Here is a 19912-nt window from a genome sequence, read left to right as displayed (position 1 = left end):
TAACGCGCTGCGCATTGAAAAGAGATACAGCCTGTATACGGCAAAGGAGGGCTGATAAACTTACGTCAATTGTTTAATTATCATGTAATAAGCGAAAAGATCGGATGCAAACAATAAAAGATCTGGCGACAGGGAGAATAAGCCTGGCGCAAACCTTCTGGGGGTATGGCGTCTGCGGGAATATTATTTTAGGCCTCGTCGGAACCTCGGCAATAAATAATGAATTTTTGGGATTTTTTATTCTCACGCTTATCTTAAAGTTTCTGCTATTCGCCACGGTGCTCTCGGGCATCACGTTTATCATGCGTAACGGTAAGATAACCGTCTGGCGCATACTGGCTTTCGCCGTGGTGCTTATTGAGGTTATCGTCGGGCTGATCATGGCCGCGGTGCTCGCCTCTGTCGCGTTCTGAAACCAATTTTTTCTGTGGGTTACAGCGATTTGTTTTATTTTCCCGCCATGCGGTGACAGTGGGTTTGCGCCCCTGCGCCTTTAAGGTTGATCCGATAGGGGAACAGCACAAACCTCGTTACTCTGGCGGCAGAATAGCAATTAAGGAGGCACTATGGAGCTGATGCCCATGCCAAAACTTTCTGAAAGCACGCTCAATGCGATCAATACGCTGGGCCAGTGGCTGGCGCAAACCGACATGGCTTCGCCTGCCGACGCCAGCGCAGCGCAACTGGTCGTGCTGGCGGGCAACGCGGCGCTGCCGACTCTGGAAACTGCCGCGCAGATTTCAAACGCCCACGCGCTGCCATTGTTGATTACCGGCGGGATCGGCCACTCCACCACCTTTCTTTACGCCGCCGTGGCGCGCCATCCCCGTTACAACAGCTTGCGCACTACCGGGCTGAGCGAGGCGGATTTGCTGGCGTCTATCGCCAGAAAGTACCTTAAAGTGCCTGAGGAGAGGCTGATAATCGAGCGACGCTCCACCAACAGCGGAGAAAACGCCAGCTTTACCCGCCAGCTGATGGAGGATAAAGGGCTAAAGCCGCAGCGCGCGGTGTTGATTCAGGACCCCACCATGCAGCGGCGCACGGCCGCCACCTTCGCGCGCGTCTGGCGTGACGCGCCAGCTAAGCCGCAGTGGTTAAGCTTTCCCGGTTTTGTGCCGCGGGTGATGAACGGTGAGCGGAACCTGACGTTCGCTAACCCTCAGGATGGGTTGTGGGAAGTGGCGCGTTATCTTTCCCTGGTGCTGGGCGAAATGCCGCGTCTTAACGATGATGAGCAGGGGTACGGCCCGCGCGGAAGAGGATTTATCGAACATGTCGATATGCCTGCCGACGTGCATGAAGCGTGGGAACAGGTGCAAAACGACGCGGCGCTGACGGGCCCCTTGCGCAGCCGCTCGCTCATTTAATTTCCCTGCCCGCCGTTTACAGCGCGCCGCTGTAAACGGTTTTCTCGACTCCTCTCCAAATTTTCTGCAACAGCGTTTCTTTTTTTAGATTTCCTTCACACATTCCTCTTTTTCACCGCGCCGGGTGAGGCAATGCCGTTTAGTTTTTAACAAACTGTTTACTTCTAACACACATCAATAACCTGACAAGGGAGTAAGGCATGACACTACCTGTGCAACACCCGATGTATATCGATGGCCAGTTCGTCAACTGGCAGGGCGATAACTGGCTTGATGTCATTAACCCGGCCACCGAAGAGGTGATTTCACGTATCCCGGACGGCACGGCGGAGGATGCGCGTAAGGCTATCGAGGCGGCTGAACAGGCACAGGCGCCGTGGGAAGCGCTGCCCGCCATTGAGCGCGCCGGGTGGCTGCGCAAAATCGCCGCCGGCATCCGCGAGCGGGCCGGGGAAATCAGCGCCATGATTGTTGCTGAAGGCGGAAAAACGCAGCAGCTGGCCGAAGTGGAGGTGGCTTTCACGGCGGATTATCTGGAATACATGGCGGAATGGGCGCGCCGTTACGAGGGCGAAATTATCCAGAGCGACCGCCCTGGCGAAAATATTCTGGTATTCAAACGCGCGCTCGGCGTCACCACCGGCATCCTGCCGTGGAACTTCCCGTTCTTCCTGATAGCGCGCAAGCTCGCGCCGGCGCTGGTGACCGGCAATACCATTGTGATTAAACCGAGCGAATTTACGCCAAACAACGCCATCGCCTTTGCGGAGATCGTTCATCAGGTGGGGTTGCCGAAAGGGGTGTTCAACCTGGTGCTCGGGCGCGGCGAAACGGTAGGACAGGAGCTGGCGGGCAACCCGAAAGTGGCGATGGTCAGCATGACCGGAAGCGTTGCAGCCGGGGAAAAGATCATGGCGGCGGCGGCCAGGAACATCACCAAAGTCTGCCTTGAGCTGGGCGGTAAAGCGCCGGCGATTGTGATGGACGACGCGGATCTGGAGCTTGCGGTGAAAGCGATTGTCGATTCCCGCGTTATCAACACCGGGCAGGTGTGCAACTGCGCCGAGCGCGTCTATGTGCAAAAAGGCATTTATGACCGCTTTGTCAGCAAGCTTGGCGAAGCCATGAAAGCGGTGACCTTTGGCGACCCGGCGCAGCGTAATGATGTCGCGATGGGGCCGCTTATCAACGCCGCGGCGCTGGAGCGCGTGGAGCAAAAAGTGGCGAAGGCGGTGAGCGAAGGGGCGAAAGTGGTCTTTGGCGGCAAAGCGGCGGAAGGCAAAGGGTACTTTTACCCGCCTACGCTGCTGGTGGACGTCAACCAGCAGATGTCCATCATGCATGAAGAGACCTTCGGCCCGGTGCTGCCGGTGGTGGCGTTCGATACGCTCGACGAGGCGCTAAAGATGGCCAACGACAGCGACTACGGGCTGACCTCATCGATTTACACCACCAATCTCAACACCGCGATGAAATCCATCAACGGGCTGAAGTTTGGCGAAACCTACGTGAACCGTGAAAACTTCGAGGCGATGCAGGGTTTCCATGCCGGGTGGCGCAAGTCCGGCATCGGCGGCGCCGACGGCAAACATGGCCTGCATGAATACCTGCAAACGCAGGTGGTGTATCTGCAAGCGTAATAAAAGGGGGCATGGCCCCCTTAGTGGTTCTCAAGCTTTCGCGCCAGCCAGCGCATCAGCAGCTGCGGCCATGCCTGGGCGGGCAACCCTTCGGCATCGCGAATGCCAAAGCCGTGGCCGCCCTCCTCAAAAAGATGCAGCTCGGCGGCCACCCCTTTTTCACGCAGCGCGCTAAACATCGCCAGGCTGTTTTCCACTTTCACCGAAGGATCGTCCACGGCGTGAAACAGAAACGCGGGCGGCATCGCCTCCGGCAGCGATTGTTCTGGCGAATAACGTTTTATGTGGACGCTATCGGGATCCTCGCCCAGCAGTTGCTGGCGAGACCCGGCATGCGCAATGGCCGGAGTCATGGAGATGACCGGATAGCCGAGGGCCAGAAACGCCGGGCGGGCGCTCAGGTGGTCAATGTCATCAAGCGGCGCGCTGATCGCCTCGTCATAGCGGGTGGCGAGGCTTGCCGCCACATGGCCGCCTGCTGAGAACCCCAGAACGCCGATTTTTTCAGGCGTGACGCCAAACTCCGCCGCCCGGTGGCGCACCAGCCTTAGCGCGCGCTGCGCATCGGCAAGCGGCGCATCTGCCCCTTCGGCATGGCCGTCGCCGGGCAGACGATAGGTCATGACAAAAAGCGTATATCCCGCGTCGGTAAAGGCGGGGGCGAGCGCGCTGCCTTCTTTATCCAGCACAACGCGACGATACGAGCCGCCCGGCATGACCAGCAGTCCAATGCCATTCGGTTCATCAGGCTGGTAAACCGTGATTTGCGGGGCGCGCACGCCGGTCACGGCCCGGTCGAGCAGCGTTTCGCCGGTGTGTTGTTCTTCAAGGGTAAAATGGGCGTGCGATTGCCGCGCGCCAGGCGCTTCGCCGTCAGGCCACACGGGAAACGTGTCGGCGTGGGCGACGGCCTGCGCCATACGGTCGGAGAGTTCTGTCATAGGCTTTTGCCGTTACGATAAGGTCTTTTAAAGATAACGCATGCGCGCGATGACGCAGAAAAAAACCCGCGCGAGGCGGGTTTTATGTCACTAATCGGTCACCGTTTTAAGGCAGCCGCTCATAAAGGTTCGGCGGGCATCGCCGGAGAGCGACTGGTTGGTCGCCTGAGCGTTGCAGTCTTTCATTTTCTGCTGCTGCGTCATCGGTTTTTCATCGGGGGTTGTGGGGCTGTTTTTCAGGCAGTTGCCCATAAAGGTTTTACGGGCATCGCCGGAGAGCGACTGGCTGGCGGCCTGGGCGTTGCAGTCTTTCATTTTTTGCTGCTGAGGGTTGACGCTTTTTTCCACCTTAGCCGCGGCGCTGTTTTTCAGGCAATTGCTCATAAAGGTTTTACGATCGTCGCCGGAAAGCGACTGGGTTACGGCCTGAGTATTACAGTCTTGCATTCTTTTTTGCTGCGGCGTAACGGACTTTTCCGCCGCATGCAGCGCCGTTGCGCACAGCAGCGTGGCCAGAAACGTCGTTGTCATGGTGAGTTTCATTATGTCGTCCTTTTTATGTTGAGGGGCACAGGATCGGGGCGCGATGGCAAAAAAGCGATTTGCTGATTTCTGATTTCTTTTTTACCGGCGCCTGATAGTAGTTTACTCACTGTCGGAAAAAGCGCGTTTTCAGGTGCAAAACTTATTCATTTACAGGGGATTATCCAAATAAAGTTAATGAATTCTTAATCTACTCCCGTTATGGTGAGGCAATCCTCGCCTTGGTTCAGGATTTTCTTATGCGCAGCAAATACACCTCATCGCAAATTACACTTCACTGGCTGGTCTTTTTACTGGTGGTGGTCGCGTACAGCGCTATTGAGTTACGCGGGCTGGTGCCGCGAAGCGTAGGCCGTATTTTTATCTATACCCACTTTAGCTGCGGTATCGCCATTCTGGTGTTGATGGTGAGCCGGTTGCTGCTGCGGGCGAAATACCCTGAGCCGCCAATTGAGCCGAAGCCAAAAGCGCTCTATACCGGCCTTTCTCATCTCGTTCACGTGATTCTCTACCTGATGTTTATCGCGCTGCCGCTGCTCGGCGTGGCGGCGAAATATTATGGCGGACGCGAATGGTTCGCTTTTGGCGTCAGCATGCCGGTGGCGGCGGAAGGGGATGAAGATGTCGAAATGCAGCTGCGGGCGATTCACGCATTTATCGCCAATAGCAGCTATTTTGTGGTCGCGCTTCATGCCGGGGCGGCGCTGGTGCACCACTATTTCTGGCGCGACAATACGCTGCTGCGCATGATGCCCGGTAAACGCAGCCGGTAAAATGGACGCTCTGTCTCTTTTTTGAACATATTTTCCATTGCAGTTCACACTTTGCGCACTGCGCATTCGTGAAGTCCGCTCCGTTCGGCCTACAACTATATCTATTATAGAAACACTCAGGTGAGCGGGGGAGCTATGGCGCAGTCGATTCAACGTCCGGTAACAGAGGTAGCGATGCAGGAAGAAGCGCATGAGGCGCGCAGGCTGCGTAAGGTCTTGCTGGCGACCGGCGTTGGCCATTTTGTCGAGTGGTTTGACTTCGGCCTTTACGGGACGCTGGCCGCCATCATCGGCATGCAATTTTTCCAGTCGAGCAGCCCGGCGGCTGCGCTGCTCTCCTCATTTGCAGTATTTGGCGCGGGCTTTGTGATGCGTCCTCTCGGCGGGCTGTGGTTCGGATCGCTCGGCGACAGGATCGGGCGCCAAAAAGTGCTGGCGAACGTCATCCTGCTCACCTCGGGGGCTACCTTTGTCATGGGGTTGCTTCCCACCTGGCAGCAGGTGGGCTTGCTGGCACCAGCGCTGCTGGTGATCACCCGTCTGGTGCAGGGGTTCGCCGCAGGCGGCGAGACCTCCGGCGCCACCACCTATCTTGCCGAATTCGCGCCCGCGCGGCGGCGCGGCTATTTCACCTGCTGGATAGACAACTTTGGCTTTATGGCGTTTGTTGCCGGCTCCGGCCTGGTTTTTCTGCTTACGGCTTCGCTTGGCGAAACGGCGATGAACGAATGGGGCTGGCGCATTCCGTTTCTGATTGCCGGGCCGCTCGGCGCCGTGGGGCTTTATCTGCGCACCCGGCTTGAGGACTCGCCGGAGTTCACCGCCGCCGTCCGGGCCGGCAAAACGGCGCAGGCGCCGCTGCGCACGGCGGTGACGTCCGCCTGGCGGGCGCTGCTGTTCTGCGTGGGGTTTGTGGTTATCAAAGCGGTGGGTCACTGGACGCTGCAAACGTTTATGCCAGGTTATCTCTCAACGGAGCTCCATTTCAGCAAGCTTGATTCCTACGCCATTACCACCCTCGGCCTGTTCGCTATCGCCGTGATGGTGCCGTTTATGGGCTATCTCTCGGACCGCTTCGGGCGCAAGCCGTTAATGCTGGCGGGCTGCGGCGGGTTTATTCTCTTCACCTGGCCCGCGATGATGGTGATGGCGCAGGGCGATATGCTCTCCGCCATGCTGGCGATGCTGGTGCTCGGCGCGTTTATCGCCGCCTTCGACGGCGCCTGCAGCGCGGCGATGGCGGAGCTTTTTCCCACCGGCGTGCGCTACGGCGGCATGTCGATAGCCTACAACTTCGCGGTCGCCTTTTTCGGCGGCATCACCCCCTGGTTTTCGGCTTACCTCATTACCACCACCGACAATCCCTTCTCACCGGCGTTTTACGTCATGGGCGCGGCGCTGGTAACCTTCCTGACGGTGATGCGGGCGAAAGAGACGGCGGGTCAACCGCTGCGGCGATAAACAAAAAAAAAGCGCCTGCGGGCGCTTTTTTGCTGCCGGGGTTCAGGCCGCCGTTAAAGCTCTGGCTACAGCTTCGGCTTCCTAAAGCGCCGTCAAGGCGTGATCTTTTTACTTATGCAGCCACCGGATTAAACAGCCTGTACGTCACTTCAGGTTTACACAGCATAATAGCGTGATATACCATACCCCCCTATAGTATATGGAGGCGTCTGATGCCGCATTCCCCTGAAGATAAAAAACGTATTCTCACCCGCGTGCGCCGCATTCGCGGCCAGGCCGAGGCGCTGGAGCGGGCGCTGGAGGCGGGCGAACCTTGTCTTGCCATTCTGCAACAGATTGCCGCCGTGCGCGGCGCCGCGAACGGCCTGATGGGCGAGATGGTGGAAATCCACCTGAAAGACGAGCTGGTCAGCGGCGACACGACCAGCGCCGAGCGCGCGGAGCGCATGGCGGAAATCGGCCAGCTTCTGCGCGCCTATCTAAAATAACAATGACCATCCACTCGAACGGAAAAGGACAAGTATGAAATCACGTGCAGCAGTTGCATTTGGTCCCGGCAAACCGCTGGAGATTGTTGAGATTGACGTCGCGCCGCCGAAAAAGGGCGAAGTGCTGGTGAAAATCACCCACACCGGCGTCTGTCATACCGATGCCTTTACGCTTTCCGGCGACGATCCGGAAGGGGTCTTCCCGGCGGTGCTCGGCCACGAAGGGGGCGGTATTGTGGTGGAAGTGGGCGAAGGTGTCACCAGCCTGAAGCCTGGCGATCACGTTATTCCGCTCTATACGGCTGAATGCGGCGAATGTAAGTTCTGTAAGTCTGGCAAAACCAACCTTTGCCAGGCGGTGCGCGCCACCCAGGGCAAAGGGCTGATGCCGGACGGCACCACCCGTTTCTCCTACAACGGCGAGCCGGTGTATCACTATATGGGCACCAGCACCTTCAGCGAATACACCGTCTGCGCGGAAATTTCGCTGGCGAAGGTCAACCCGCAAGCGCCGCTGGATAAAGTCTGCCTGCTGGGCTGCGGCGTCACCACCGGTATCGGCGCGGTGCATAACACGGCGAAAGTCAAAGAGGGGGATACGGTTGCGGTCTTCGGTCTTGGCGGCATCGGCCTTGCGGTTATTCAGGGGGCGGTGCAGGCGAAAGCGGGGCGTATTATCGCCATCGATACCAACCCGTCTAAATTCGCGCTGGCGCGCGAAATGGGCGCGACCGACTGCGTTAACCCGAACGACTACGACAAGCCGATTCAGGAGGTCATTGTCGAGATGACCGACGGCGGCGTGGAGTTCAGCTTTGAGTGCATCGGCAACGTTAACGTTATGCGCGCGGCGCTGGAATGTTGCCACAAGGGCTGGGGCGAGAGCGTGATTATCGGCGTGGCGGGCGCAGGTCAGGAGATCCGCACCCGTCCGTTCCAGCTGGTGACCGGGCGCGTCTGGCGCGGCTCCGCATTCGGCGGCGTAAAAGGCCGCAGCCAGCTGCCGGGCATGGTAGAAGACGCCATGGCGGGCAAAATCCGCCTTGATCCGTTCATCACCCACCGCCTGCCGCTTTCGCAAATCAACGAGGCGTTTGATTTAATGCATGAAGGCAAATCGATTCGCACCGTGATTCACTTCGGCGACGAATAAATTCTCTTTAATGATAAAGCGGCCGTTGCGCCGCTTTTTTTTGCGCCGTTTCCGGACGCAAATAGTGAATCTGTGAGCCAGGTAGCGATCTTCGCACTAACCCTTCGCCGCGCTCTGCCGATGGTTCTCTTAAAGGCTTATTCCTGACCTACACACAAGAGAAAACTGGCCATGACTAAAACGACAACAAAGCAACAAACGGACGTCCTGAGTTTCTGGCACCATATCCGGCTGGTTCCGCTGTTCTCAGCCATTCTTGGCGGCATCTTGCTGCTTTTCGCGCTCTGCGTAGGGCTGGCGGGGTATTTCCTCGTCCAGAGCGACAGCGCGCTTAATGATGTAAAAGAAGAGATTCAGGTGCGAAGCGGGCTTGCCGACAGCGCCAGCCTGCTGCGCACTGCGCGCATCAATATGATCCACGCGGGCGCCGCCAGCCGCGTGGCGGAAATGGACGATATGCGTCGCAACATCAGCGATGCGGAAAAGAATATCAAGCTCGCCCGTCAGGGGTTTTCCAGCTATCAGGCGCGGCAGGAGCAGACCGGCGACGCGCTGGATAACGACCTGAAAACGCGTTTCGACGCCTATCTGCAAGGTTTGCAGCCGATGCTGAAGTTCGCTAAAAACGGCATGTTCGAGGCTATCATTAACCATGAAAACGAACATGCCCGCCAGCTTGATACGGACTACAGCGCCGTGCTGCAAAAAGCGGTGGCCTTGCGTTCCGAGCGGGTACAGGCGCTGAGCGATCAGGCGGCGAAACGCACCCACTTTAGCGTCATGATGATGGCTGGCGCGTTCGCCGTGGCGCTGGTGATGACGCTGCTGACGTTCGTGGTATTACGCCGCATTGTGATTAAGCCGCTCCAGCACGCCGCCAGCCGCATTGAAACCATCGCCAGCGGCGACCTGACGCTGCCGGAAGAGCCGACCGGGCGCAGCGAAATTGGCCGTCTGAGCGAGCATCTGCAACTGATGCAGCGCTCGCTGGTAAAAACAGTCGGCACCGTGCGTGAAGGCGCTAACGCTATCTATCAGGGCACCAGCGAAATTTCCGCCGGCAATACCGATCTCTCCTCGCGCACCGAGCAGCAGGCGGCCGCGCTTGAGCAAACCGCCGCCAGCATGGAGCAACTCACCGCCACCGTGAAGCAGAACGCCGATAACGCGCATCACGCCACGAAGCTCGCCGAAGACGCCTCCGGCAAGGCAAGCGACGGCGGACGTATCGTCTCCGGCGTGGTGACCACAATGGGCAATATCTCCGCCAGTTCGAAGAAAATCTCTGAAATTACCGCCGTAATTAACAGCATCGCCTTCCAGACCAACATCCTGGCGTTAAACGCCGCGGTGGAAGCCGCCCGCGCCGGCGAACAGGGACGCGGGTTCGCTGTGGTGGCAAGCGAAGTTCGCACGCTGGCGAGCCGCAGCGCCCAGGCGGCGAAAGAGATTGAAGGGCTTATCAGCGAGTCTGTGGCGCTGATTGATAAAGGCTCCACGGAAGTGGTGCACGCAGGCGATACCATGAAAGGCATTGTCGAAGCAGTGAAGCGCGTCACCGATATCATGCTGGAAATCGCCGCCGCGTCGGACGAACAGAGCCGTGGCATCGAGCAGGTGGCGCAGGCTATCGCTGAAATGGATAACGTGACGCAGCAAAACGCCTCGCTGGTGGAAGAAGCCTCCGCCGCCGCCGTGTCGCTGGAAGAGCAGGCCGCTCGCCTGAATGAGGCGGTTGGCGCCTTCCGCCTGCGTCAAAGCGCTCCGGCTGTCGGGCAGCGCGCTGCGCCGGTTGAGCCGCGTCCGGTGGCAGCGGCGCCCCGCCCGGCGTTAGCGAGCGGGGATAACTGGGAGACCTTCTGAACAGAGCGTAAACCTGCCGATCACCCTTAGCCATCGGCAGGCTGACTTTTGTCGCCCTTCGGGGCGACTTTTTTTACTTTAGGAATATACTGCAACGTTTTCTGCCTTTGCCGCCTGGCTTATTTCCGGGTTCATCGTCCAGGCTTATCAGGGTCTGGATATGACATTCTGAAATAACTAACGGAGACAACGACATGCAGATTAAAACCGCTCAAGACCTTTTCGTTCATTTACTTTCAGACACCTACAGCGCCGAAAAACAGATTACCCGTGCGCTGCCGAAACTGGCGCGCGCCGCGTCAGATGAAAAATTAGCCGAAGCCTTCAAAATGCACCTTGAAGAAACCCATGGCCAGATTGAACGTATCGATAAAGTGGTTGAAAGCGTGCCGGAGCTGAAACTGCGTCGTATCAAATGTGTGGCGATGGAAGGGCTGATTGAAGAAGGCCAGGAAGTTATCGATGAAATCGAAAAAGGGCCGGTGCGCGATGCGGGCCTGATCGCCGCCGCGCAGAAAGTGGAGCACTATGAAATCGCCGCGTACGGTACGCTCTGCACCCTGGCGGAACAATTGGGTTACACCGAAGCGAAAAACCTGCTTGGCGAAACCCTGGCGGAAGAAAAATCAACCGACGGCAAGCTGACGACCATTGCGGAGGCTGGCGTAAACACTAAAGCCTCGACTAAATAAGGCTAAAAAGGGTTAAGCCGCTATCCTGTAGCGTAAAAAAAAACCACTCCTTCGGGAGTGGTTTTTGCTTTTTCAACGCTCATTAAGCCAGCGCGGGGTAATCGGTGTAACCCGTTGCGCCTGGCGAATAGATCGTGTCGGCATTAAGCGGGTTATAAGGCCCGTTTTGCGAGAAGCGCTCCACCAGATCGGGGTTGGCAATATAGAGCTTGCCGAAGGCGGCGGCATCCGCTTCGCCTTTTTCAATCAGCGCTTCGGCGCTCTCTTTGGTCAGGCCATCGTTGGCAATCCATGCGCCCTGGAATTTAGCTTTGATCTGCGGGCCGATGCGGTTCGGGAAATCAAGCGCTTCACGCGCGAAGATAAAGGCGAGACGGCGTTGATTGAGCTGCTCCAGCACGTAGCCGAAAAGCGCCGCTGGCTGCGAGTCTTCCATCGAATAGGAGTTCGACATCAGGTTCAGGTGCACGCCGAGGCGGTCGGCAGGCCATTCGCCAAGCAGCGCGTCGACCGTTTCCAGCAGAAAGCGGGCGCGGTTTTCAATGCTGCCGCCATAGCGGTCGGTGCGCTTGTTAGAGCCATCATGCAAAAACTGGTCGAAAAGATAGCCGTTGGCGGCATGCACTTCGATGGCGTCGAAGCCAGCGCGCTTCGCGTTGACAGCCGCTTTGCGGAAATCTTCCACAATGCCCGGGATCTCTTCGGTTTCCAGCGCGCGCGGCTCGCCGTAGGGGCGTTTAGGGCGCACGGTGGTAACATGGCCTTCCGGCGCGATGGCGCTCGGCGCGACCGGCTTTTCGCCGTCAAGAAAGACCGGGTCGGAAACGCGGCCTACGTGCCAGAGCTGAAGCACGATTTTGCCGCCTTTGGCGTGCACCGCCTCGACAATCTCTTTCCACGCTTCAACCTGCTTTTCAGACCAGATGCCCGGCGTATTGGGATAACCCACGCCCTGCGGCGTAACGGAGGTCGCTTCGGTGAAAATCAGCCCGGCGCTGGCGCGCTGCACGTAATATTCTTTGGTCACTTCGCCCGGCGAGCGCTCATCCACCGCGCGCATGCGGGTGAGCGGGGCCATCACGATGCGGTTGTTCAGCTCAAGCGCGCCTATCTTTACGGGATCAAACAGCGAAGGCATAACAAATTCTCCTGTCAGGAATAATGCGGTTCGGTCATTAATGCGTTATTGCGCAGCAATTCGCAAGGGCAGGGAATTAGCACTTTATGCGCTTAATTATGCCCTTACGTCATACACGCGCTCAGACAGGCATGGATTTGCGAATCGAAGCCAGCAGGGTTTGCGCGCCGCTGGAGAGCGGGCTGTCCACCCGCGTCAGGATGCCGATAGGCTCGCCCGCCCCCTGGGTGGGAACCGGCAACGCGGTCAGCGTTCCCTGGCGCAAATCCTCTTTTACCGCGCCGGAAGGAACAAACCAGACGTAGTTGTAATCCACGGTGAGCTGGCGTGAGAGCGAGGCGGAAAGCGTTTCAATGCAGGTGGCGGGTAAGCGGCAGCCCTGGCTTGCCAGCAGCGTTTCGGCGTTCTGGCGCGGCACGGTGCCTTTGGGTGACACCACGGCGGGCCACTCCATCACCCGGCTTAAGGTAATGTTATCGTTCAACAGCGGGTGGCCTGGGCGCACCACCAGCTTCAGCGACTCGAGAAACAGCAGCTCATAATTAAGCCCGTTCATCAGTTCCGGGTCCGACATGCGCCCGATGCCCAGATCCAGCTCGCCCGATTTCAGTCCCGCCAGCAGCATGGTGTTGTTCATGGTGGCGACCTGCAGGGTAATATCGCTCTGCTGCTGGTGAAACTGGCCGATCACGGCGGGAAGAATGCCAAGGGCGGCGGTGGGAAGCGCGCCGATGCGCACCACGTCGACGCTGTCGTTCTCTTTGCGGGTCAGCGCCTGGCCTGCATGGTTCAGGGCGTCGAGCACCTTCACCGCGTGGGTGAGAAACTGCTCGCCGACCAGCGTTAACTGCGCGCCGAGCCTGCCGCGTTCAAACAGGCGGGTGCCGGTGAGCTGCTCAAGTTCATTAAGCGTTTTGGAAAGCGCAGGTTGGCTCAGGTTGAGGGTTTCTGCCGCGCGCCCCAGAGTTCCCTGCTGTGCGACGGCCACGAAGGTATGAAGATGGCGCAAGCGAATGCGCTGATTAAATAGACCATTTTTTTCCATAGCTGATGTTAAAAACAGAGCGGGAAGCGTGACAAGATAAGTTGTTTAATTTTGATAACTTGCTAGCAAAATAATATTAACAATAGGCCATTATTTTCAACATCAAGGCGCCTGAAACAGGGCAGATGTCCATATGCCGTAATAAGAAAACAGAAAGGGCGCGCGAAGGGCGCGCCCGGGTGAAGGGTCAGACGTCGAAAAAGACCGTCTCTTTTTCGCCCTGCAGATGAATATCAAAGCGGTAAACCACCTCGCCGCCGCGCTGCTCGCGGACGCCGATTAGCGTGTTGCGGCGCACTTCCCATTCAATCAGGTTAAGTACCGGATCTTTTTCGTTCGCCGCCTGCTCATCAGAAAAGTACATGCGGGTGTTCAGCCCGATGTTTATCCCTCGCGCCACAATCCACAGGTTGACATGCGGCGCCATGATGCGCCCGTCGCGCCCCGTTACCGCGCCTGGTTTGACCGTTTCAAAGCGCCAGACGCCGCTGTCGAAATCGGAGCAGGTACGGCCCCAGCCGCGAAAATCAGGGTCGAGCGCCTTTTCGTGCTGTAAATCCGCCGGGTGGTTATAGCGCCCGGCGGCATTAGCCTGCCAGAGCTCCAGCAGCACGTCGCGCACCGGCGTGCCCGAGCCGTCAATCACCCGGCCTTCGATAACGATGCGTTCGCCTTCGGTATGGCTGTTGGTCAGCACGTGGTTGAAATTTTTCTCAAAAATGTGAAACCCCGCCGCGTGCGGCGCGAGGCCGATATGCACATAGGGCCCGGCGGTCTGCGAAGCGGTTTCCGGCAGATAATCTTTCATCGGGCGGCTCCTTGCGTACGGTTTTCAAACAGCGTGGCGCGTTGGCCGCGCAGCACCAGGTCGAAGCGGTAAGCCAGGCAATCCAGCGGCACCGCCGCGTGTGTATCCAGCTCGGCAATCAGCGTGCGCACCGCATCGTCGTTATTAATGGTGCGGACAATAGGGCACTGGCGGATAAGCGGGTCGCCTTCAAAGTACATCTGGGTGATCAGCCGCTGGGCGAAGGCGTTGCCGGAAAGCGAAAAGTGAATATGCGACGGGCGCCAGTCGCTTGCCTGGTTACGCCACGGATAGGGGCCGGGCTTGATGGTGCGGAAAAAATAGTAGCCGTTTTCGTCGGTCAGCACGCGGCCGCAGCCGCCGAAATTCGGGTCGATGGGCGCCAGGTATTGATCTTTCTTGTGACGATAGCGCCCGCCCGCATTCGCCTGCCACACTTCCACCAGCGTGTTTTTCATCGGGCGGCCGAAGCCGTCGCGCACATAGCCGTGCACAATGATGCGCTCGCCAATCGGCAGGCCCTCTTTGGCGTAATTCATGATGAGATCGTTATCCAGCGGGCCGAGATCCTGCTCGCCGAACACCGGGCCGGTTATTTCGGAAAGCGAGCTTTGCAGCGAGATAAGCGCATTGCGCGGCGAGCGCAGCACGCTGGTTTTATAGCCCGGCGCAAAAGCGGGCGGATGTTGATTGTAATCGCGGTGCACGACCTCGCGCGCGGGCCATTTTTCACTCATAGGGGACTCCATCAGGCAGGGTACAGGGTAAAGTTGTTTTAATCGCCTGCAGGCAGTCTGTGTAAACGCAATGTTAAATTAAAGTGAATTTATAGCGATATTTGCATAACCGATAGTTATGAATAATGGAAAAGGCATCACTAATCGTCACTGCCGCTGTAGATCACAATTTACACATTGTTCCCACCAGGCGCGTAAGTCGTTCTCTACACTCACATCAATACTCACTGGAGGCACGAGAATATGGCGAACAGCATCACGGCTGATGATATTCGGGAGCAATTTTCACAGGCGATGTCGGCGATGTACCAGAAAGAGGTGCCGCAGTACGGCACGCTGCTTGAACTGGTGGCGGACGTTAACCTTGGGGTTCTGGAGAATAACCCGCAGCTGCATGAACAGCTGGCGAACGCCGACGAACTGGCGCGCCTTAACGTGGAGCGCCACGGGGCGATCCGCGTCGGCACGGCGAAGGAGCTTGCCACGTTGCGGCGCGTCTTTGCGATTATGGGCATGTATCCGGTTGGCTATTACGATCTCTCCCAGGCGGGGGTGCCGGTGCACTCGACGGCCTTTCGCCCGGTCGACGACGTTGCGCTGGCGCGCAATCCGTTTCGCATCTTCACCTCGCTGCTGCGCCTTGAGCTGATTGAGAACGAAAAGCTCAGGAAACGCGCCGCCGCCATTCTCGCGAAGCGCGATATCTTCACGCCACGCTGTTACGCCTTGCTCGATATTTATGACGAGCAGGGCGGCTTTACGGAAGATCAGGCGAAGGAGTTTGTGCGCGAGGCGCTGGAAACCTTCCGCTGGCACAGCCACGCCACCGTAGACGCGCAGACTTACCAGGCGCTGCATGATGAACACCGCCTGATTGCCGACGTGGTCTGTTTTCGCGGATGCCATATCAACCACCTGACGCCGCGCACGCTGGACATTGACCGGGTGCAGGCGTTGATGCCGGAGTATGGCATCACGCCGAAAGCGCTGATTGAAGGCCCGCCGCGCCGGGAGTTTCCGGTGCTGCTGCGCCAGACCAGCTTCAAGGCGCTGGAGGAGCCGATAATGTTTGCCGGCGAAAGCGCGGGCACCCACACGGCGCGGTTTGGCGAAATCGAGCAGCGCGGCATGGCGCTCACGCCGAAAGGCCGGGCGCTGTACGATGCGCTTTTGCAGGAAGCGGGCAGCGGCAAAGATAACTTTACCCACCAGTACCATCTGCAGGAGGTGTTCAGCCGCTTTCCGGACAGCGACGCGCTGCTGCGCCGCCAGGGGCTGGCCTATTTCCGTTACCGCTTAACGCCGGTGGGCGAAACGCACCGTCACGCTATTCACCCCGGCGATGACCCGCAGTTGTTGATTGAGCGCGGCTGGGTTACCGCGCAGCCTATCATCTATGAGGATTTTCTGCCGGTCAGCGCCGCCGGGATTTTTCAGTCCAACCTGGGAGCGGATAACCGCGCCCGCAGCCACGGCAACGCCAGCCGCGAGAGCTTCGAGGCGGCGCTCGGCTGCCCGGTGTTTAACGAGTTCACGCTATATCAGGAGGCGGAAGATCGCAGCAAGCGACGTTGCGGTCTGCTCTGAGCGCGCTACGCTCTCAGCAGTGATGCTGAAAAGGAAAAGTAAATGGAGAGTTCGCCGGAAGTCGCAGTGGCTCAGGGGCTGCTGTCGGGCGTGGTAGAAGAGAATATAGCAGTCTGGCGCGGCATTCCCTACGCCGCGCCGCCGGTAGGCGAATTGCGCTGGCGCGCGCCGCAACCCCCGACCAGCTGGCAGGGGGTATTGCAGGCCGACCGTTTCGGCGCGGCGAGCTGGCAGAATCGCGACTTTTGTAAAAACCTCGCAGGCGGCGACCCGGGCGCCTTTTCCGAAGATTGCCTTTATCTGAATGTCTGGTCGCCCGTTGAACGGCAGGGCGCGCTGCCGGTGATGGTCTGGCTCCACGGCGGCGGCTTCACGCTTGGTTCCGGCGGGCTGCCGCCTTATGACGGCAGGCGGCTTGCTGCGCGCGGCGTGGTGCTGGTGACGGTGAATTACCGGCTGGGGCATCTTGGCTTTTTCGCCCATCCGTCGCTCGAAGAAGAGACGCCGGTCAATAACTTCGCACTGCTTGATCAGATAGCCGCGCTGCGTTGGGTGCAGGAGAACATCGCGGCGTTTGGCGGCGATCGTGACAACGTCACCTTATTCGGGGAGTCCGCCGGCGCGCGCAGCGTCCTCTCGCTGCTCGCTTCGCCGATGGCGAAAGGGTTATTTCACAAGGCTTGCGTGCAAAGCGGCTATACCCTTGCGGATACGCCGCGCGAGCAGGCGCTGCGAAAAGGCGTGGCGCTGGCGACCCATTTCGGCCTTGAGAATGCCAGCGCGGCGCAGCTTCGCGCCTTGCCCGCCGACGCCTTCTGGTCGCTTGCGGCGCCCCATAATATCGCCCCGGTTCCCATCTGTGGCGACAGCGTGCTGCCGCAGCCGATGCTGGAGACCTTCTTCGCCGCGCAGCAGCATCCCATGCCTGTGCTGGTCGGCAGCAACAGCGACGAGGCGAGCGTACTGGCGTATTTCGGCGTTTCGCTGGAGGCGCAGATAGCGAAGCTGCGTCGGGAACGGCGGCTGGGGTTAGGGTTGATTCGCCTGCTTTACCCCGGCGTGCGGGAAGACAGAGAACTGGGCCGCCAGGTCTGCCGCGACATGGCTTTCACCACGCTCGGATTTGTGGTGATGCAGGCGCAGCAGCGCATTAATCAACCCTGCTGGCGCTACTGGTTCGACTATGTGGCGGAGGCGGAGCGGGAAACCTACGCCAACGGCGCGTGGCACGGCAACGAGGTGCCTTATGTGTTCGACACGCTGCGCCTCACCGAGCCTGCCTGCCAGTATGTCACGCCCGACGACCTCGCTTTCGCGTCGCAGGTGGCGGACTACTGGGCGCGTTTCGCCCACTATCAGCCCGGCACGCCGCCGGTGCTGGAAGGGCCGGTGCGCTGGTGGGCGAGCCTGCGTGGGCGCGAGCGGCTGTTGCGCATTGGGCTTGATAAGCTGGCGGGGTTTAAGCTTGAGAACCGTTTTATGCGCGCCCGCATGCAGCTCTTTAAACGGGTGATGAAACACCACGTCAGCTTAGAGTAAGCAACTGTTCGCGAAAGGCGAGCAGCGGCGCCGCGTCCTCTGGCTGCTCGCGGATCACCAGCCGGTAAGCGGCCCCGGTTTTTACGCTGGCAGGAAACGGGCGTAATAACCGGCCCGCGCGTAAATCCTCCTCCACCAGATTAAGATCGGCAATCGCGATGCCGAAGCCCTGGATTGCGGCGCTGATGGCGAGATCCATGGTGTCGAAGTGTTGATTTTTTCGCATAGCGGGCAGCGGCGCTGTTTGCTGAGAAAGCCACAGCGTCCAGTCGGTTTTATCGCGAGTAGGGTGCAGAAAAGTCAACGCTGAGAGGGAATCAAGCGCGATCGGGTTTTCGCCCGCCAGCGCAGGGCTGACGACGGGGGTGAGCGCCTCTTCAAACAGCAGATCGCCGCCCCGGTTGTGCGAGCCGAAAATAATCGCGGCGTCGAAAGGCTCGGTTTTGAAGCTCACGCCGTGGCCGATAGTGGTGGTGAGCGCCACCTGCATATCGGGCAGGCTTTTTTCGAGCCGCATCAGCTTTGGCAACAGCCAGCGCATGGCGCAGGTGGGCGCTTTAAGGCGCACCACGCTCTGCTTGTGCCGCGCCTGCTCCGCCGTGCGGATGAGCTCGCCATACGCCTGTTGCAGTTCGGGCAACAGCGCCTCGCCTTGCGGCGTCAGGTGCAGCCCGCGGGCGTGACGCTCGAACAGGGCGAAACCGAACCAGGCTTCCAGCGCGGCGATTTTTCGGCTTACTGCGCTCTGCGTCAGACACAGCTCGCGAGCGGCATGGGTAAGATTAAGAAAACGGGCGGTGACAAGAAAGGCATCCACCGCTGTGAGAGGAAAAGTGCGCCGCGACATGCTTGCTCCAGCTATGCGTTTTATGCATGGCTATTATGACAACAATTCGGTTGTGGCGGCAAACCATTCTGTTGAATAGTTATGCATATTTTGTGATTAAGTGAAGGTGTGATGATGCAAACTCCGGTACAGAGCCGCTCGAAACTGCCCGACGTGGGCACCACGATTTTTACGGTGATAGGCCAGCTTTCAGCGCAGCATAACGCCATCAACCTCTCTCAGGGCGCGCCCAATTTCCCCTGCGACCCGCAGCTCACGGCGGGCGTCACCCGGGCGATGCAAGCTAATCATAACCAGTATGCGCCGATGACCGGCCTGCTGCGCTTAAAGGAGTTGATTGCTGAAAAAGTGGCGCGCCTCTACCAGGCGCGCTATGACGCCGCAAGCGAAATTCTTATCACCGCCAGCGCCAGCGAAGGCCTCTACTCGGCAATAAGCGGTCTGGTGCATCCGGGCGATGAGGTCATCTATTTTGAACCCTCCTTCGACAGCTACGCGCCCATCGTGCGGCTGCAGGGCGCGACGCCTGTCGCCATCAAGCTGACGGTGCCCGAATTCAGCGTCGACTGGGATGAGGTGCGCGCCGCCATTACGCCGCGCACCCGCATGATAATCGTCAACACGCCGCACAACCCGAGCGGGCAGGTTTTCAGCCGTGCGGACCTGGAGCAACTGGCAGCGGTAACGAAGAACACCGATATCATTATTCTCTCTGACGAAGTGTATGAGCACATCGTGTTTGACGGTGAGCGTCACCATGGCATGGCGACGCACCCGCAGCTTGCCGAGCGCAGCGTGATTGTCTCCTCGTTTGGCAAGACCTTTCACGTTACCGGCTGGCGCGTGGGCTACTGTCTGGCCCCGGCGGCGCTGATGGAGGAGGTCTGCAAGGTCCATCAGTTTTTAATGTTTTCCGCCGACACGCCAATGCAGTACGCTTTTGCCGATTACATGGCCAACCCGGAAACCTATCTGGCGCTGGGTGACTTTTATCAACGCAAGCGCGACCTGATGCAGCAGTTGCTGGCGGCCTCGCCGTTTACACTGCTGCCGAGCGGCGGCGCGTTCTTTTTGTTGGCGAGCTACGCGCATTTCAGCGACGAGGCGGACAGCGAACTGGTCAAACGGCTGATCACCGATTACGGCGTGGCGACCATTCCGCTTTCCGCGTTCTACGCCGACGGAACCGATAACAAACTCATTCGCCTCTCTTTTGCCAAAGATGAAGCGACGTTAAGGGCAGGCGCGCAGGCGCTCTGCCAGGTAAAGCCACGTTAAGAAGGGGTG

Annotated in this window: 19 protein-coding genes and 1 pseudogene; 12 read left to right on the top strand and 8 right to left on the bottom strand. The window is 58.8% G+C overall.

The annotated features are described in order from the left end of the window. Positions 1–104: 104 nt before the first annotated feature. The 3 genes from MT962_RS07715 (at position 105) to aldA (ending at position 3010) form a co-directional block, all read left to right on the top strand. A complete protein-coding gene (locus MT962_RS07715) occupies positions 105–413 on the top strand; it encodes a hypothetical protein (protein ID WP_024557499.1) in 309 nt (102 codons plus the stop codon). A gap of 153 nt (positions 414–566) precedes the next feature. Further along, positions 567–1370, top strand: a complete 804-nt coding sequence (locus tag MT962_RS07710; protein ID WP_247365320.1) for a YdcF family protein — start codon at positions 567–569, stop codon at positions 1368–1370. A 200-nt stretch (positions 1371–1570) separates the two neighbouring features. Then, entirely contained in the window at positions 1571–3010 is a 1440-nt protein-coding gene (gene aldA / locus MT962_RS07705; RefSeq protein ID WP_247365319.1) for an aldehyde dehydrogenase, read from the top strand. 20 nt (positions 3011–3030) lie between these two features. Here aldA and MT962_RS07700 read toward each other — a convergent pair whose 3' ends face one another. From MT962_RS07700 to MT962_RS22225, 3 genes and pseudogenes are all read right to left on the bottom strand, one after another. After that, positions 3031–3951, bottom strand: a complete 921-nt coding sequence (locus tag MT962_RS07700) for an alpha/beta hydrolase (protein WP_247365318.1) — start codon at positions 3949–3951, stop codon at positions 3031–3033. A gap of 90 nt (positions 3952–4041) precedes the next feature. Then, positions 4042–4335 carry a PsiF family protein gene (locus tag MT962_RS07695; RefSeq protein ID WP_235147559.1) on the bottom strand — a complete coding sequence of 98 codons (294 nt, stop codon included), beginning with the start codon at positions 4333–4335 and terminating at the stop codon, positions 4042–4044. Then, positions 4330–4482 (bottom strand): annotated as a pseudogene (locus MT962_RS22225) (PsiF family protein); the annotation flags it as partial. The gene MT962_RS07695 and the pseudogene MT962_RS22225, both read right to left, overlap by 6 nt. Positions 4483–4733: 251 nt before the next feature. Between MT962_RS22225 and cybB the strand changes: the two are divergent. From cybB to MT962_RS07660, 6 genes are all read left to right on the top strand, one after another. After that, positions 4734–5267, top strand: a complete 534-nt coding sequence (gene cybB / locus MT962_RS07685; protein ID WP_024557504.1) for a cytochrome b561 — start codon at positions 4734–4736, stop codon at positions 5265–5267. A gap of 135 nt (positions 5268–5402) precedes the next feature. Continuing rightward, positions 5403–6728, top strand: coding sequence for an MFS transporter (locus MT962_RS07680; protein ID WP_247365317.1), 1326 nt, complete (start codon positions 5403–5405; stop codon positions 6726–6728). A gap of 212 nt (positions 6729–6940) precedes the next feature. After that, positions 6941–7216 (top strand): metal/formaldehyde-sensitive transcriptional repressor, encoded by a 276-nt coding sequence (locus MT962_RS07675; protein WP_024557506.1) that lies wholly within the window; start codon positions 6941–6943, stop codon positions 7214–7216. Positions 7217–7250: 34 nt separating this feature from the next. Further along, a complete protein-coding gene (locus tag MT962_RS07670) occupies positions 7251–8369 on the top strand; it encodes an S-(hydroxymethyl)glutathione dehydrogenase/class III alcohol dehydrogenase (protein WP_048887501.1) in 1119 nt (372 codons plus the stop codon). A gap of 171 nt (positions 8370–8540) precedes the next feature. Continuing rightward, positions 8541–10232, top strand: a complete 1692-nt coding sequence (locus MT962_RS07665; protein WP_024557508.1) for a methyl-accepting chemotaxis protein — start codon at positions 8541–8543, stop codon at positions 10230–10232. 194 nt (positions 10233–10426) lie between these two features. Next, a complete protein-coding gene (locus tag MT962_RS07660; protein WP_024557509.1) occupies positions 10427–10924 on the top strand; it encodes a ferritin-like domain-containing protein in 498 nt (165 codons plus the stop codon). Positions 10925–11006: 82 nt separating this feature from the next. Here the strand turns inward: MT962_RS07660 and MT962_RS07655 are convergent, their stop codons facing one another. The 4 genes from MT962_RS07655 to pcaH all read right to left on the bottom strand — a co-directional run bounded on the left by MT962_RS07655 (position 11007) and on the right by pcaH (position 14652). Continuing rightward, positions 11007–12062, bottom strand: coding sequence for an alkene reductase (locus tag MT962_RS07655; protein WP_247365316.1), 1056 nt, complete (start codon positions 12060–12062; stop codon positions 11007–11009). A gap of 121 nt (positions 12063–12183) precedes the next feature. Next, entirely contained in the window at positions 12184–13107 is a 924-nt protein-coding gene (locus MT962_RS07650) for a LysR substrate-binding domain-containing protein (protein WP_024560761.1), read from the bottom strand. A 187-nt stretch (positions 13108–13294) separates the two neighbouring features. Next, positions 13295–13915, bottom strand: a complete 621-nt coding sequence (gene pcaG, locus MT962_RS07645) for a protocatechuate 3,4-dioxygenase subunit alpha (protein WP_048887504.1) — start codon at positions 13913–13915, stop codon at positions 13295–13297. Beyond that, entirely contained in the window at positions 13912–14652 is a 741-nt protein-coding gene (pcaH, locus tag MT962_RS07640; protein WP_247365315.1) for a protocatechuate 3,4-dioxygenase subunit beta, read from the bottom strand. The genes pcaG and pcaH overlap by 4 nt, the downstream gene beginning before the upstream one ends. A 243-nt stretch (positions 14653–14895) precedes the next feature. Here pcaH and MT962_RS07635 point away from each other — a divergent pair, with 243 nt between their 5' ends. Together MT962_RS07635 and MT962_RS07630 are read left to right on the top strand one after the other, a co-directional pair. Continuing rightward, positions 14896–16239 carry a VOC family protein gene (locus MT962_RS07635; protein WP_024557514.1) on the top strand — a complete coding sequence of 448 codons (1344 nt, stop codon included), beginning with the start codon at positions 14896–14898 and terminating at the stop codon, positions 16237–16239. 42 nt (positions 16240–16281) lie between these two features. After that, on the top strand, positions 16282–17778 hold the full coding sequence (locus tag MT962_RS07630) for a carboxylesterase/lipase family protein (RefSeq protein ID WP_247365314.1): 1497 nt from the start codon (positions 16282–16284) through the stop codon (positions 17776–17778). Here the strand turns inward: MT962_RS07630 and MT962_RS07625 are convergent. Continuing rightward, positions 17765–18625: a LysR substrate-binding domain-containing protein gene (locus tag MT962_RS07625; RefSeq protein ID WP_247365313.1), complete on the bottom strand. Its 861-nt coding sequence runs from the start codon at positions 18623–18625 to the stop codon at positions 17765–17767. The two genes, MT962_RS07630 and MT962_RS07625, sit on opposite strands and share 14 nt — an antisense overlap. Positions 18626–18733: 108 nt before the next feature. On the opposite strand from MT962_RS07625, the gene MT962_RS07620 reads away from it, so the two are divergent. After that, positions 18734–19903 (top strand): pyridoxal phosphate-dependent aminotransferase, encoded by a 1170-nt coding sequence (locus MT962_RS07620; RefSeq protein WP_024560766.1) that lies wholly within the window; start codon positions 18734–18736, stop codon positions 19901–19903. The last annotated feature ends 9 nt before the right edge of the window (positions 19904–19912 follow it).

It is taken from the genome of Franconibacter sp. IITDAS19 (assembly GCF_023079515.1).
GTDB classification, from domain to species: domain Bacteria; phylum Pseudomonadota; class Gammaproteobacteria; order Enterobacterales; family Enterobacteriaceae; genus Franconibacter; species Franconibacter pulveris.
Note: the sequence above shows the minus strand (reverse complement) of the source record. Positions and strands in the feature narration are given on the sequence as shown.